The sequence below is a fragment of the Rhodococcus sp. HNM0569 genome (assembly GCF_012726205.1).
In the GTDB taxonomy this organism is placed as follows: Bacteria; Actinomycetota; Actinomycetes; order Mycobacteriales; family Mycobacteriaceae; genus Rhodococcus_F.
Map to the genome: position 1 here is coordinate 1 of NZ_JAASAE010000001.1, position 14,948 is coordinate 14,948.

Here is a 14,948-nt window from a genome sequence, read left to right on the forward strand (position 1 = left end):
GTCGCCGAGACGGTCGACTTCGTCAAGAGCCGCCACCTGATCGCCGACACCCCGGTCACGCTCGGCCCGAACGACGCGGTGTCCGACGCACTCGCGCTCGTCGCCAAGCGTGCGCACGGTGCGGTCGTCGTCGTCGAGGACGGCCGCGCGGTCGGCATCGTCACCGAGGCGGGATGCGCGGACGTCGACCGGTTCACGCGACTGCGTGAGGTGATGGCCACCACCTTCGTCACCGCGCCCGTCGCCACCGCGCCGCGCGACGTGTTCGATCTACTCGACCACCAGCACGAGGACGTCGCGGTGCTCGTGCACGACGACGGCACGCTCGCGGGTGTGCTCACCCGCACGGGCGCGCTGCGCGCCGACATCTACCGGCCCGCCGTGGACTCGCGCGGGCGGCTGCGCGTCGCGGCCGCCGTCGGCGTCAACGGCGACGTCGCCGCCAAGGCGAAGGATCTCGTCGACGCGGGCGCGGACGTCCTCGTCCTCGACACCGCACACGGACACCAGCAGAAGATGATCGACGCACTGTCCGCCGTGCGCGCCCTCGATCTCGGCGTGCCGCTCGTGGCCGGCAATGTCGTGAGCGAGGCCGGCACGCGGGATCTGATCGCGGCGGGGGCCGACATCGTGAAGGTGGGCGTCGGACCGGGCGCGATGTGCACCACGCGCATGATGACCGGTGTCGGACGGCCGCAGTTCTCGGCGGTGCGCGAATGCGCCGCGATGGCACGCGATCTCGGTGCCCACGTGTGGGCCGACGGCGGTGTGCGGCATCCGCGGGACGTCGCGCTCGCGCTCGCGGCGGGCGCGTCGAACGTCATGATCGGCTCGTGGTTCGCCGGCACCTACGAGTCGCCGGGCGACCTGCTCGTCGACCAGGCCGGCAATGCGTACAAGGAAAGCTTCGGCATGGCGTCCAAGCGTGCGGTCGCGGCCCGCACGTCGACGAACACGGCATTCGACCGGGCCCGAAAGGCGCTGTTCGAGGAGGGCATCTCGAGCTCGCGGATGCGACTCGACCCGGAACGGCCCGGCGTCGAGGACCTGATCGACCACATCTGCTCGGGTGTGCGCAGCACGTGCACCTACGCCGGGGCGCGCACGATCGAGCAGTTGCACGAGCGCGCGGTGGTCGGGGTCCAGTCGGCGGCGGGCTTCGCGGAGGGAAGGCCGCTGCCCGCCGGCTGGTGACCCGCCGTGCGCACTCTGCGAGTCCCCGTACTCCCTTTTCGCGCACAGGAGTCGGCGACGACTCCGGATCCGGACATGCCGGGCACCGATCGCGGCCACCGGAGACCCGCCGGTAGCATGGACCGGTCACGCTCCCGCTTCTCGCACCGGTCCGGTCCGCGAGTCGAACGAAAGGAATCCGGTGCCCGCGGCACCCTCACTGCACACGCACGACGTGTCCCCCTCTCCTCGTCCCGTGTCGCCGGTGCCGCCGGTCGGCGCACCCGCATCGGACACGCCGCCCGACGCGAGCCCGGAGGGTTCCTCTACCGAGCCGGGTGACAAACCCGGCGGCCTCTTCTCGCGCCCTGTCCGCGCGGTCCCCCTGTCGCACCTGCATCGGGGGCGGTGACCTGTGGACATCGCACTCACCGTGTTCAGCCTCGTGCTGTTCGTCGCGCTCACCGCGGGCACCGCGCTGTTCGTCGCGGCCGAGTTCTCCCTCACCGCTCTCGAGCGCAGCACCGTCGACTCCCACGCCCGTGACGGCGACCGGCGCGCGCGACAGGTGCAGCGCGCGCATCACACGCTGTCGTTCCAACTGTCCGGGGCGCAGCTGGGCATCACCATCACGACGCTCGTCACCGGCTATCTCGCCGAGCCGGTCCTCGCGCGCTTCCTGTCACCGATCCTGTCCGCGCTCGGTGCCAGTGACCGCGTCTCGTCGACGACGTCCCTCGTCCTCGCGCTGATTCTCGCGACGTCGTTCTCGATGGTGTTCGGCGAACTCGTGCCGAAGAACCTCGCGATCGCACATCCCCTTGCGACGGCCCGGGCCACGGCCGGCCCGCTCGCGGCGTTCTCGCTCGTGCTGCGCTGGGCGATCCGCGGCCTCAACGGCTCGGCCAACCGGCTCGTGCGCCGGCTCGGTATCGAGCCGACCGACGAGCTGCGATCGGCCCGGTCGTTGCAGGAGATCGGTTCGCTGGTGAGCACGTCCGCGGAGGCGGGGGCGCTCGACGCCGGCACGGCGCTCCTGGTCAACCGGTCGCTGCGGTTCGGCGAGCGCACGGCGGAAGAGCTCATGACGCCGCGGGTCACGGTGGAGACGCTCGAGGCCACCGACACCGTCGCCGATCTCGTCGCGTGCGCGTCGCGCACCGGGTACTCGCGTTTCCCGGTGGTCGACGGCGATCTCGACGACACCCTCGGAGTCGTCCACATCAAGCACGCGTTCGCGGTGCCGGCAGGCGAACGGACGTCGACGACGGTGCGCACGATCGCGCAGAAGGTGCCGGTCGTGCCGTCGACTCTCGACGGCGACGCGCTCATGGAGCGCATCCGCGCGGACGGCATGCAGATGGCGCTCGTGGTCGACGAGTACGGCGGCACCGCGGGCATGGTCACGATGGAGGACCTGATCGAGGAGATCCTGGGCGACGTGCGCGACGAGCACGACGAGCCGGAGGTCGACGTACAGCGCGTGGGCATCAGCTGGTCGTGCTCGGGCCTGCTCCGCATCGACGAGGTCGCGGACGCGACGGGCTACAGCGCACCCGACGGCGACTACGACACGCTCGGTGGTCTCGTGCTCGCGAGCCTCGACCGCATCCCCGCCGAGGGTGATCAGGTCGAGTTGCCGGCGTCGGACGACTCGGGCAACTGGCGGGCGACGGTCACCCGCATGGACGGACGCCGCATCGACCGCGTGATCCTCACGCCGGTGCCTGCGGCGCCTGCGACGGACGACGGGGGCGACCGATGAACGACATGTACGGCGTGCTGCTCACCGTCGTCCTGCTGCTCGGCAACGCGTTCTTCGTCGGCGCCGAGTTCGCGCTCATCTCCGCCCGCCGCGACCGGCTCGAGACGCTCGTCGCGCAGGGTAAGAAGCGCGCCGCGACCGTCATCGACGCAGGCGAGCATTTGTCGCTCATGCTCGCCGGGTCGCAGCTGGGCATCACGATCTGCTCGATCCTGCTCGGCAAGGTCGCCGAGCCGGCCATCGCGCACCTGCTCGAGACGCCGCTCGACCTGGTCGGCCTGCCGCATTCGATGCTGCATCCCGTCGCATTCGTGGTCGCGATGTCGATCGTCGTGGTGCTGCACATCGTGCTCGGCGAGATGGTGCCGAAGAACATCGCCCTCGCGGGGCCCGAGCGCGCGGCGATGCTGTTGGTGCCGCCGCACCTGCTGTTCATCCGCCTCGCGCGCCCGCTCATCGCGTTCTACAACCTGTGCGCGAACTGGACGCTACGGCTGCTGCGGATCGAGCCGAAGGACGAACTCGAGGTCACCGTCTCGGCGGTCGAGTTGTCGGAGCTGATCGGTGAGTCGCACTCCGAGGGCCTGATGGACGAGGAGGAGCATCGGCGGCTGCGGCAGGCACTCGAGACGGCCGACCGCACCGTCGCGGAGGTCCGCATCCCCCTCGAGCGGATGCGCAGTGTCGCGGCGGGGCCGCGCGGCGGAACGACCCTCGGTGCCGTCGAGGAAGCGGTGGTCGAGACGGGGTACTCGCGCTATCCGGTACGCGCGGCCGACGGCGCGCTCACGGGCTACCTGCACCTGAAGGACGTGCTGGACCTCGTGGCCGACGCCGCTGCGGGTCCGGGCACGGTGATTCCCCGCGGCGACATCCGCCGGCTGCCCGCGGTGCCCGAGGCGACTCCCCTCGCGGGGGCACTCGCGGTACTGAGGCGGGCAGGCGCGCATCTCGGCGCGACGGTCGACGCGTCGGGCACCGTCACCGGGATCGTCGCGCTCGAGGATCTCGTCGAGGAGTACGTGGGCACCGTGCGGGACGGCACCCATCGTGTCGACGACGAGCGGCCGGGCGGCGGCCCGCGGTGACGGTGCCGGCCGAACGCGTGCTACCTCGTGAGCAGTGGCATGCGGCCCGCGCACGGCACGAGGAACGGGCCGACGAACTGACCGCCGCACACCGGGCTCGGCGGGCGGCAGGTGAGACGCACCCCGTCGAGGACTTCCTGTTCACCTACTACAGCTTCTCGCCCGGACAACTGCGCCGCTGGCACCCCGGTGTCGGGACGGCGCTCGACGACGCCGCCGAGTACCTCGAATTCTCGGGCTACGAGCGTGTGCACGACGGCGCCGACGCGGTGTCCGTCGGCGCCGCGATCCTGCGTAAGCGGCGGTCGACTGTCGCGTTCGTCGCGGACCTGCTGGCGGCGACGGCGGGGCGTCCGCCGCAGCTCGGGTGCTTCGGGTTGCACGAGTGGGCGATGGTGTACCGGGCGGGCACAGGCGTGCGGCACTCGTCCGTGCCGCTCCGCCTCGGCGACGCCGGCACCGACGCGGTCGTCGAGTCGATGCCGTTGCGGTGCACGCACTACGACGCCTTCCGCTTCTTCACTCCCGACGCCGCCCCGCGCAATCGCACCGAGCTCACCCGGGGCGCGCAGATCGACCACGAGCAGCCGGGCTGCCTGCACGCGGGCATGGACCTGTACAAGTGGAGCCACAAGCTGGTGCCGCTGATCGACTCGACGCTCGTGCTCGACTGTTTCGTGCATGCCCGCGACGCGCGCGAGCTCGACATGCGCGCGAGCCCGTACGACCTGCGCGCGTACGGCTACTCCCCCGTCCCGGTCGAGACCCCGGGGGGCCGCGCCGACTACGCGCGGGAGCAGCTCGCGCTCGCCGAACGCGGCGCAGTGCTCCGGGGCCGCCTGTCGGCGGAATGTCAGCGTGTACTCGCGTACGCCGCCTCGTCGCACTGATCGCGACGCAACACACCGCAGGCGAGGAGCGCCTGGCCCGCAAGGTAGGTCGCCATGACCGCGAGCCCGTGGCCGGTGAAGTCGAACCAGTCGGTGAACTCGCCGAGCGCGATCATCGCGTCGGACACCAGGAACAATGCACCGCCCCAGCCCGCGACGGCGTTCACGCCCGTCGCGAGAACCGCACTCGCGCCCAACACGATTCCGTACACGAGTGCCGGTGCCAGCAGGACACCGGCGCCGGGTGCGCACGCCGCCACGAGCGCCGCGACCGCGAGGACGTAGGCCGCGAGCGCCCCGCGACTGCGGTACGCGACGCTGTCCTGCCGGTACGGCACGAAGGCGACGACATACGCGATCTGGGCGAGGAGGAAGAACCCGATCATCACGAGGAAAGCCGCGTCCCCGCCCACGACGTCGGGTGCGCTGTCGCCGAGCCAGGACAGCGCGAGCGCCGCGAGCGTCGCCCGTACGAGCCGCGACCGGGGCGAGCCGGTGGCCGATGCCACCACCGCGGCGAGCGCGGGCATGAGCAGCCACTGCGAGCCGTCGGCGCAGCGCCGCGCGAGGGATCCGTCGTCGCTGCCGAGGGCCGCGACGTGCGCACCGAGATGCACGAGGGCCACTCCGACGAACGTGCCTGTCGCCGCGCGCGAGACACGCGTGCGGGTCACGGTCCGAACGATCTCGCGCCACATGCGCTCATGGTAGACACACACCCGTGCCGACCCACTCGCACTCCCTGACGGTCCCGGTCCGCCACGAGCCGACGCTCTTCGTGCGCGGGGACGGCCACGCGTGAACAGAATCCCCGTGCTGCTCGACGTCGACACCGGGATCGACGACTCGCTCGCGCTGCTGTATCTGCTCGGCTCGCCGGAGGCGCAGCCGGTCGGAATCGTCGCGACCGCGGGCAATGTGGCTGCCGCGCAGGTCGCGCGTAACACCGCCGCATGGCTCGGGCTGCTGCCACCCGAGCATTCCGCACGGCGGATCGAGGTCGCGGTGGGCGCGCGGACGCCGCTGTCGATTCCGCTGCGCACCACCGAGGACACGCACGGCCCGCAGGGAGTCGGGTACGCGCAACTTCCTCGGGGCGACGTCGCGGTCTCGCCTCGCGACGGCGTCGACCTGTGGATCGAGTCCGTCCGCGCGCGGCCGGGCCAGGTGACCGGCCTCGTGACGGGGCCGCTGACGAGCTTGGCCCTCGCGGTCCGCCGCGAACCCGATCTGCCGCGGCTGCTCGGCAGGCTCGTCGTGATGGGCGGCGCATTCGGCCACCCCGGCAACACGACGCCGACGACCGAGTGGAACATCGCGGTCGATCCCGAGGCGGCACGTGAAGTGCTGCACGCGTTCTCGGATCTGCCGCCCGGCCGCAGGCCGGTGTTGTGCGGCCTGAACGTCACCGAGACGATCGAGATGCGCCCCGAGCACCTGCGTGCCCTCGGCCGCCGCGCGGGTAGCACCCCCGACGAGCTGCTCTCGCCCGGCGATCTCGCAACCGCGCGCTCGCGGGCATCGAATCCGGTCGTGCGGCACCTCACCGATGCGGTGCGCTTCTACATGGAGTTCCACCACGCGCACGATCAGGGCTATCTCGCACACATGCACGACCCGTTCGCCGCGGCGGTCGCGCTCGGCCGGGTCCCGGTGACGGTGCGGCCCGCGACCGTGGACGTCGAACTCGCCGGCACCCTCACGCGCGGCATGACGGTGGCCGACTGGGTGGGCCACTGGGGCAGACCGTTCAACGTCGACGTGGTGACCGCGACCGATCCGGTCGCGGTGTTCGAGGAGCTCGTGGACCGGATCGGTGGCCTCGCCGCCGACTCCTGTCCGGTGTGACACGCGGACCCGTGCGGTGCGACCGGCCCGGCGTCACTCGGGTCGGGCGCTCCCGAGGCCGAACGCACCGAGGATCCGTTCGGCGGCGAGGGCTGCGGTGAGCGAGCCGTCGCGCACCCGCTGCTCGACGTCCGCCCGGATCGCCGTGACCTCCGGGTTCTGTTCGAGCGTGCGCAACACCCCGTCGCGGACCATCGTCCACATCCAGTCGACCTGCTGACGGCGGCGGTTCTCCGCGAATGCGCCTGCCTCCGTGAGCACCTCGCGGTGCCGCTGCACGGTGTCCCAGAATGTGTCGAGGCCGCTGCCTTCGAGCCCGCTCATCGTGATGACCGGCGGCGTCCACACCGCGTCGTGCGGATAGATCATGTGCAGTGCGCCGGACAGCTCGCGGGCGGCATTCTTCGCGTCGCGCTCGTGTTTGCCGTCGGCCTTGTTGACCGCGACGAGATCCGCGAGCTCGAGCACGCCCTTCTTGATGCCCTGCAACTGGTCGCCGGTGCGCGCGAGGGTGAGGAAGGTGAAGCAGTCCACCATGTTCGCGACCGTGACCTCGGACTGGCCGACGCCGACGGTCTCGACGAGGATCACGTCGAAGCCGGCGGCTTCGAGCAACACGATCGTCTCCCGGGTCGCCTTCGCGACGCCGCCGAGCGTGCCCGCGGTGGGCGACGGCCGGATGTACGCGTCGGGCTGCGTGGACAGCCGCGCCATGCGCGTCTTGTCGCCGAGGATCGAACCGCCCGTGCGCGTCGAGGACGGGTCGACGGCGAGCACCGCGACGCGATGTCCCCGTTCGAGCAGGTACATGCCGAGCGCGTCGATGAAGGTGGACTTGCCGACGCCCGGTACACCGGTGATCCCGACGCGATGTGCGCCCCCCGCGTCGGGAAGGACCTCGAGCAGCAGCTGCTGCGCGAGCGCACGGTGGTCGTCGCGGGTCGATTCGACGAGGGTGATCGCCCGCGCGAGGCCGGCGCGCTGGTTGGCGCGCACGGCCTTTGCGAGGGCGTCGACGTCGGGCAGAACGCGGGTCGAGGCGGCCATCAGGACAGATCGTGCCCGAGCTGCTCGGCGAGATTGCGCAGCAGTCCCACGGCGGCCTCCGCGATGACGGTGCCGGGCGGGAAGATCGCGGCGGCACCCGCCTCGTAGAGCTCGTCGAAATCGCCGGGCGGGATGACACCGCCGACCACGATCATGATGTCGGGGCGGCCCACCGCGGCGAGCGCCTCCCGCAAGGCGGGCACCAGCGTCAGGTGACCCGCGGCCAACGACGACACGCCGACGACGTGCACGTCGTTGTCGGCCGCCTGCGCGGCGACCTCCTCGGGAGTCTGGAACAGCGGTCCGACGTCGACGTCGAAGCCGAGGTCGGCGAACGCGGTGGCGATCACCTTCTGCCCGCGGTCGTGCCCGTCCTGGCCCATCTTGGCGATGAGCACGCGCGGACGACGGCCTTCCGCCTCGGCGAACTTGTCGACGAGATCGCTTGCATCCGTGATGTCGTCGGACTTGCCTGCCTCGTCGCGGTACACGCCGCTGATCGTACGGATCTCGGCCTGGTGACGCCCGTAGACCTTCTCCAGCGCATCCGAGATCTCGCCGACGGTGGCCTTCGCGCGTGCCGCGTCCACCGCGAGCGCGAGGAGGTTGTTCTCCATGCCGCTCTCGTTGCTCGCGGCGGCGCGGGTGAGCGCCGCGAGCGCCGACTCGACTGCCTCGGAATCGCGTTCGGCACGCAGCCTTTCGAGCTTGTCGAGCTGTTCCTTGCGGACGCGCGAGTTCTCGACCTTGAGAACCTCGATGTCGTCCTTCTCTTCGACCCGGTACTTGTTGACGCCGATGACCGGCTGACGGCCCGAGTCGATGCGCGCCTGCGTGCGGGCCGCGGCCTCCTCGATGCGCAGCTTCGGGATGCCCTCGGAGATCGCCTGCGCCATGCCGCCGGCCTCTTCGACCTCGGCGATGTGCGCGCGAGCGCGCTTGGCGAGCTCGTGGGTGAGCCACTCGACGTAGTACGAGCCGCCCCACGGGTCGATCGGCCGCGTCGTGCCCGACTCCTGCTGCAGCAGCAACTGCGTGTTGCGGGCGATGCGGGCCGAGAAGTCGGTGGGTAGCGCGAGTGCCTCGTCGAGCGCGTTGGTGTGCAGCGACTGGGTGTGTCCCTGGGTCGCGGCCATCGCTTCGATGCACGTGCGCGCGACATTGTTGAACACGTCCTGCGCCGTGAGCGACCAGCCCGACGTCTGCGAGTGGGTGCGCAGCGACAGAGATTTCGGGTTCTTCGGCTCGAACGTGCTCACCAGCTCGTTCCACAGCAGCCGGCCCGCGCGCAGCTTCGCGACCTCCATGTAGAAGTTCATGCCGATCGCCCAGAAGAACGACAGGCGCGGCGCGAACTTGTCGACGTCCATGCCCGCGTCGAGACCGGCCCGGATGTACTCGATGCCGTCGGCGAGCGTGTACGCGAGCTCGAGGTCCGCGGTCGCCCCCGCCTCCTGGATGTGGTACCCGGAGATGGAGATCGAGTTGAATCGCGGCATCTTCGCGCTCGTGTACGCGAAGATGTCGGAGATGATCCGCATCGACGGCTTCGGCGGATAGATGTAGGTGTTGCGGACCATGAACTCCTTCAGAATGTCGTTCTGAATCGTTCCGGCCAGCTGCTCGGGCGTGACTCCCTGCTCTTCCGCCGCGACGACGTACAGCGCGAGGATCGGCAGCACCGCGCCGTTCATCGTCATCGACACCGACACCGACGACAGGTCGATGCCGTCGAAGAGTTGCCGCATGTCGAGGATCGAGTCGATCGCGACGCCCGCCATGCCGACATCGCCCTGCACACGGGGATGGTCCGAGTCGTAACCGCGGTGCGTCGCGAGGTCGAAGGCCACCGACAGGCCCTTCTGGCCTGCCGCGAGGTTGCGGCGGTAGAAGGCGTTGGATTCGGCCGCGGTGGAGAAGCCCGCGTACTGGCGGATGGTCCACGGCTGGTTCACGTACATCGTGGGGTACGGCCCGCGCAGGAAGGGGGCCGCGCCCGGGTAGCTGCCGAGCGGGTAGCCCTCGTCGACCGCGGCGTCGCGATCGGCCTTGGTGTACACCGGCTTGACGTCGATGCCCTCGGGCGTGGACCAGACGACCTGATCGCGCGTGTAGTTGTTGGCTTCCGCACCGCGCTCGACGAACGCCTCCGTCTCGTCCGCGGTGGGCGCGGCGGACGTGGGGGTGTCCGGATCGGTCAACGGCACGTCGGCGAAGCTGCCGATCACGTGGTGCACGTCGTGGGTGGTCACTTGCTGCTCCCGAAGTTCGTCTCGAGGCTGCCTGAGCGCTTCTCGAGGGTGTCTGGGTTCTCGAAGGTGTCGAGCAGGTCGGTCAACGCCGCGACCGCATCGATGCGGGCGGTGAGGTAGCCGTCGGGGCGCGCACCGTCGGCGTCGGCGAGGGCCTTCTCCGGGCCCGCGAGCAGCACCGTCGTGGCGCCCGCGGCGCGGGCTTCGTCGATCGCGGCGGATGCCTCCGCTGCGTACCGCTTGTCGGTGCCGCAGACCACGGCGACCGTGGTGCCCGCCGACTCGACCGCGCGCGCGATCTCGCCGGTGCCGAGTGCGAGCGGCCCCGGATCGACGGTCTCGATGCCGCCCGAGGCGAGAAGGTTCGCCGTGAACGTGGTGCGCACGTTGTGCTCGGCGATCGGACCGAGCGGGATCATGACGGCGGCGGGCCGGGCGCCGTGCGCGGCGAGGGCCGCGTCGGACCGGTCGCGCAGCGCCTCGAAGCCCGCGGCGTACCGCGCGACCGAGTCGGTGGCCGTCTCCCCCGCAGGGATCGGGGCTTCCGCCAGGTTGGGGAATTCGTTGACGCCCGTGACCGGAGTGCGGCGGTGCGCGATGTCCGACTCGCGCTGCACGCGGGTGGCGTCGATCCGCTCGCGCACGAGACCGGAGTCCAGTGCCGCGCTGAAGCCGCCCGCACGCTCGATCTCCTGCACGAATTCCCATGCCTTCGCGGCGATCTCGTCGGTGAGCTCCTCGACGTACCACGAGCCGGCCGCCGGATCGAGGACTCGGCCGAGGTTCGACTCCTCGAGCAGCAGCAGCTGGGTGTTGCGGGCGATACGAGCCGAGAAGGTGGGCGAGGTGGTGCGCGCGTCGGCCGGCAAGGCGTAGTCGAACGGCCGTACCGTGACGGAATCGGCACCGCCGATGCCCGCACCGAACGCGGCGAGCGTGGTGCGCAGCATGTTCACCCACGGGTCGCGCTGCGCCATCATCGCGGCGGACGTGACCGCGTGCTGGTGCGCGCGGCCGGCATCGGGCGCGCCGCACACCTGCGCGACGCGCGCCCACAGCCGACGGCCGGCGCGCAGCTTCCCGATCGACTGGAACTGGTCGTCGGTGACGGCGAAGCGGAAGGTGACCTGTCCCAGCGCCTGTTCGACGGTGAGCGAACGCGAGAGCAGCCCGCGCAGGTACTCGAGGCCCGCGGCGACCGCCGCACCGAGCTCTTCCGCGTCGGATGCTCCCGCGTCGTGGAACGCGGTGCCGTCGACGGTGAACGCGCGCACGGTCTCGGGTCGTGCCGCGGCAATCTCCGCGAGATCGAAGGCGGTGGCCGGTTCCGCGTCCGGACGACCCGCGAACCGGCTGGTGAGTGGGGAGGTACCGAAGTGCACGTGCACGGCGCCGCGGTCGGCGGTGGAGGCGGCACGCGAATCGAGCAGCGCGAGAAGCGCATGCGCGGCGCCGTAGACCTCGTCACCCGCGTCGAGCGCGACGGGCGCGAGGTCGAGCAGGACGTCTTCGAGAGCGCGGGCGAGGCCCTGCGGCGTGATGCCGCCTTCGCGAACCCGCAGCCAGATCGCGCTCACACCGTTCTCGAGACCCGCGAGGATCTCGTCGCCGACCTTCGCGGCGTCGTCGCCGTCGAACTGTGCCGCGACCTGCCACCCCGTGTTGACGTCACGGAGGGCGTCGCCGCCGCGCGTGTAGGGGTAGGTGCCGGGCAGCGGCAGTTCGGGGCGTTCGTCGCGCGTCGAGTACAACGGCCGCACGACGACGCCGTCGTAGGTCGTCGTGTCGAGCAGCGACTGCGGCTGCGGGCCCAGTTCGTCCGCGTCGACCCGACGCGCCTTCGCGAGTACGCCGGCGACAGATCTCTGCCACGCCTCGTAGGCGGTGTCCCCGGCGGCGGGAGCTTGTGACACCGTAGCGACTTCCTCTCGGGTAAAGGCGACGCCGACACCGGTCGGCGCCTCGCTCGTGATGCTGTGCGCATCACGGATATGCCTATCATGAGGCCCGGTTCACACTGCTGTCGACGTCCCCTTCGTGCCCCCGCCGAGCGACCGTCCGGGTTCGCCGCCCGCCACACGTTTCCACCGTGGGATCCGCCGACCGCCGGACGGTAACCTCGACGTTCGTGATCAGTCGACTACGCACCCTCGGTGCGCGCGTGCTCGCGGTGCGCGACCGCCGCGTCGTGACGGCGGGTGCCCTCGCGGCGGCTCTCGTCGCGATCGCACTGCTCGCGCCGCACCCGTCGGTGTCGGCGGTGCGGGAATGGTCCGAGTCGGCGGGTGCGGCACTGCCGCTGGCGTTCTTCGTCCTGCATGCTCTGGTCACGGTCGCTCCGGTGCCGCGCACGGTGTTCACCTTGTGCGCCGGTCTGCTGTTCGGCCCGTTCACCGGGATCACGCTCGCGGTCGCCGCCAGCACGGTGAGCGCGCTCGTCGCGTTCGGGGGTGTGCGATGGATCGGCCGCGATCTCGTGTGGCAGCACATCTCGCATCCCGCGATCCGTCGTGTCGACGAACGCGTCGCGGCGAGCGGGTGGCTCGCGGTGGGGTCACTGCGGCTGATCGCGTTCGCGCCGTTCTCGGTGGTCAACTACGTGTGCGGGGTGTCGTCGATCCGTGCGCTGCCCTACACGCTCGCCACGATCGTCGGGATCCTGCCTGGCACCGTGGCGGTGGTCGTTCTCGGCGATGCCCTCACAGGCGGCACGGATCCGCGCCTCGTGGTGGTGTCGGCGGCCTGCGTCGCACTCGGCATCGCGGGACTGTTACTGGATGCCCGTCGCGGCCGCACGACAACGAATCCCGACAGCATCGAATCAAGCTCACAGCCTTGATTTCCTAAAATCAAGCTTCATTCCTTGATATGCCGCAGTCACCCTTCTAGTCTTGACGGGTGTTCGTCCTCACGATCGACCAGCGCGGCAGCCGCCGCGATGTCGACCGCGTGGGCTCGGCACTGGACCGACTGCGCGACGTCCCCACCGTCCGGCCGTTCATGCGCACAGCGGGCGACGAACTCCAGGGCGTCCTCGACGATGCGGGCGTCGTGGTCGACGTCGCACTCGCGTGCGTCGAACTCGGCCGATGGAGTGTCGGCATCGGAATCGGAACGGTCGAGACCCCACTTCCCCGCGAGACACGCGCAGGCCGCGGACCTGCCTTCGAATCCGCACGCGTGGCCGTCGAACGCGCCAAACACGCACCGGGCCGCATCGCAGTTGCCGGCTCCGATGCCGCCGCTGCCGCCGCCGAGAACGCCGACATCGCACTCGCACTCGTCGCCTCCCTCGTCGCGCGGCGCAGTCCCGAAGGCCACGAGGCCGTAGCCCATCAGCGGGCCGGCCACAGTCAGGCCGAGACCGCCCGGCGGCTCGGCATCAGCAAACAGGCGGTCTCGCAGCGGTTGCAGACCGCAGGCTGGTCGCTCGAGGCGGCGGGCCGCACCCTCGCCGAACGACTCCTGGAGGATGCCGACACGTGACCGCGCTGACGCTGATCGCCCTCGCCGTCGCCGCTGCCGCCGCGCCGCTCGCGCTCGTCCGCCGCGTGCCTGCATGGGCGGCCGGAGCCCTGTCGGCCGTCGCCCTGCTCGTGGCGTGGGCCGCGTCCGGCCGCGTCGCCCCCGTGCACGGAGTAGCGCTGGCCGCGACATTCGTCCTCACGGTGCTCGCCGCAGCAGCAGGCGGCGGGCCGCTCGTCATCGCGGTCTTCCGGTTCGCACGCCGTCAGCCCGACGCCGGGCCGCTCACCGAGCCCGGACCGCTGCGCGGCGGACGGGTGATCGGCTGGCTCGAGCGCGCCGCGGTGGCCGCGGCCGTGCTGAGCGGGTGGCCCGAAGGCATCGCGATCGTGCTCGCCGTGAAAGGCCTCGCCCGCTATCCCGAACTGCGGGTGCCCAACGAGGACCGACAGTTCGTCGCATCGGAACAGTTCATCATCGGCACCTTCACGAGCGTGCTGTGGGCACTCGCGGTGGCAGGAATCGGCCGCGGCCTGCTGATCTGAGCAGCTGAGCCGGGAGGACCGGCCGGGGGCGTGCGTCAGCGGCGGCTCTTCGCAAACCGCAGCCGCCACGGCACGAGCGCAGATTCGAGCTGCACCGCGAAGCTCATCTTCGACACGCCCTCACTGCGCTCCTCGAAGCGGATCGGCACCTCGGCGATGCGCATGCCGCGCTCGGTGACGCGGTAGTTCATCTCCACCTGGAACGAGTAACCGTTCGACTCGACCGACGCGACGTCGATCGCCCGCAGCGTCGACGCACGCCACGCCTTGAATCCGGCCGTCGCGTCCTTGACGCCGAGTCGCAGGATCGTGTTGACGTATCGGTTGGCGAAGGCCGACAGCGCCTTGCGGTGCCACGGCCAGTCGCTCGCCGTCGCACCGCCCGGCACATAGCGCGAACCGAGCACGACGGCCGCATCGGTGTGTGCGAGCACGTCGAGCATGTCGCGGATCGCCTCCGCGGGGTGAGAGAGGTCGGCGTCCATCTGGATCACGACGTCCGCCCCCTCGTCGAGGGCGCGGGTCATGCCGTCGACATAGGCGCGGCCGAGGCCGTTCTTCGCGGTGCGGTGCAGCACCGACAGCGGCACCGGGCCGTCGACCGCGAGCTTCTCCGCGACCTCACCCGTGCCGTCGGGCGAGTTGTCGTCGACCACGAGCACGTGCAGACCGTCGATTCCCTGCGCCGCGAGCTGGTCGACCAGCTTGGGCAGGTTGTCGCGCTCGTCGTACGTCGGGACGACGACGGTCACCTTCTGGCTCGCTTCGCTCACTGCTCCCCTGCCCCACCTTCGTGTACCTCGGGTCCCCACTCACCGGGCACCACCCACCGCCGCCGAACGCACGACGTGCGCCAGCGACGGTACCCGATCGGG

General features: G+C 70.9%; 13 protein-coding genes. 8 read left to right on the forward strand and 5 right to left on the reverse strand.

Translation table 11 applies throughout. The features are described from left to right. The 4 genes from HCA44_RS00005 to HCA44_RS00020 all read left to right on the forward strand — a co-directional run. A partial coding sequence (locus HCA44_RS00005) for a GuaB1 family IMP dehydrogenase-related protein (RefSeq protein ID WP_169646499.1) occupies positions 1–1,194 on the forward strand: 1,194 nt, incomplete at its 5' end. Positions 1,195–1,588: 394 nt separating this feature from the next. After that, positions 1,589–2,938, forward strand: coding sequence for a hemolysin family protein (locus HCA44_RS00010; protein ID WP_169646500.1), 1,350 nt, complete (start codon positions 1,589–1,591; stop codon positions 2,936–2,938). Next, positions 2,935–4,026: a hemolysin family protein gene (locus HCA44_RS00015; RefSeq protein ID WP_169646501.1), complete on the forward strand. Its 1,092-nt coding sequence runs from the start codon at positions 2,935–2,937 to the stop codon at positions 4,024–4,026. The genes HCA44_RS00010 and HCA44_RS00015 overlap by 4 nt, the downstream gene beginning before the upstream one ends. Then, complete coding sequence (locus HCA44_RS00020; protein WP_346764495.1) at positions 4,023–4,916, forward strand: 3-methyladenine DNA glycosylase; 894 nt, start codon at positions 4,023–4,025, stop codon at positions 4,914–4,916. The genes HCA44_RS00015 and HCA44_RS00020 overlap by 4 nt, the downstream gene beginning before the upstream one ends. On the opposite strand, the gene HCA44_RS00025 is transcribed toward HCA44_RS00020, so the two are convergent. Continuing rightward, positions 4,880–5,590, reverse strand: a complete 711-nt coding sequence (locus HCA44_RS00025) for a lysoplasmalogenase (RefSeq protein WP_346764496.1) — start codon at positions 5,588–5,590, stop codon at positions 4,880–4,882. The two genes, HCA44_RS00020 and HCA44_RS00025, sit on opposite strands and share 37 nt — an antisense overlap. 124 nt (positions 5,591–5,714) lie before the next feature. Here HCA44_RS00025 and HCA44_RS00030 point away from each other — a divergent pair, with 124 nt between their 5' ends. Then, complete coding sequence (locus HCA44_RS00030; RefSeq protein WP_169646503.1) at positions 5,715–6,764, forward strand: nucleoside hydrolase; 1,050 nt, start codon at positions 5,715–5,717, stop codon at positions 6,762–6,764. A 33-nt stretch (positions 6,765–6,797) separates the two neighbouring features. Here the strand turns inward: HCA44_RS00030 and meaB are convergent, their stop codons facing one another. Genes meaB through mutA form a run of 3 tightly spaced genes read right to left on the reverse strand, consistent with a single transcriptional unit; the run spans position 6,798 to position 11,976 of the window. Further along, positions 6,798–7,811: a methylmalonyl Co-A mutase-associated GTPase MeaB gene (gene meaB, locus HCA44_RS00035; RefSeq protein WP_169646504.1), complete on the reverse strand. Its 1,014-nt coding sequence runs from the start codon at positions 7,809–7,811 to the stop codon at positions 6,798–6,800. After that, the gene (scpA, locus tag HCA44_RS00040; RefSeq protein ID WP_169646505.1) at positions 7,811–10,063 is read right to left on the reverse strand and encodes a methylmalonyl-CoA mutase; all 2,253 of its coding nucleotides are present in this window, start codon (positions 10,061–10,063) and stop codon (positions 7,811–7,813) included. The genes meaB and scpA overlap by 1 nt, the downstream gene beginning before the upstream one ends. Beyond that, positions 10,060–11,976: a methylmalonyl-CoA mutase small subunit gene (gene mutA, locus HCA44_RS00045; RefSeq protein WP_169646506.1), complete on the reverse strand. Its 1,917-nt coding sequence runs from the start codon at positions 11,974–11,976 to the stop codon at positions 10,060–10,062. The genes scpA and mutA overlap by 4 nt, the downstream gene beginning before the upstream one ends. A 257-nt stretch (positions 11,977–12,233) precedes the next feature. Here mutA and HCA44_RS00050 point away from each other — a divergent pair, with 257 nt between their 5' ends. From HCA44_RS00050 to HCA44_RS00060, 3 genes are read left to right on the forward strand one after another with little or no spacing between them, the layout of a single operon-like run. After that, positions 12,234–12,902, forward strand: a complete 669-nt coding sequence (locus HCA44_RS00050) for a TVP38/TMEM64 family protein (RefSeq protein ID WP_346764528.1) — start codon at positions 12,234–12,236, stop codon at positions 12,900–12,902. Positions 12,903–12,961: 59 nt separating this feature from the next. Next, positions 12,962–13,549 carry a hypothetical protein gene (locus HCA44_RS00055; RefSeq protein WP_169646507.1) on the forward strand — a complete coding sequence of 196 codons (588 nt, stop codon included), beginning with the start codon at positions 12,962–12,964 and terminating at the stop codon, positions 13,547–13,549. After that, entirely contained in the window at positions 13,546–14,073 is a 528-nt protein-coding gene (locus HCA44_RS00060; protein ID WP_169646508.1) for a hypothetical protein, read from the forward strand. Before HCA44_RS00055 ends, HCA44_RS00060 begins: the two co-directional genes overlap by 4 nt. Positions 14,074–14,108: 35 nt before the next feature. Here the strand turns inward: HCA44_RS00060 and HCA44_RS00065 are convergent, their stop codons facing one another. Then, positions 14,109–14,846 (reverse strand): polyprenol monophosphomannose synthase, encoded by a 738-nt coding sequence (locus HCA44_RS00065; protein WP_169646509.1) that lies wholly within the window; start codon positions 14,844–14,846, stop codon positions 14,109–14,111. Positions 14,847–14,948: the final 102 nt, after the last annotated feature.

Excerpts from the sequence above, each read along its gene's own strand:
- HCA44_RS00015 (WP_169646501.1), top strand. The coding sequence starts at position 2,935 with ATGAACGACATGTACGGCGTGCTGCTCACCGTCGTCCTGCTGCTCGGC.
- meaB (WP_169646504.1), bottom strand. The coding sequence starts at position 7,811 with ATGGCCGCCTCGACCCGCGTTCTGCCCGACGTCGACGCCCTCGCAAAG.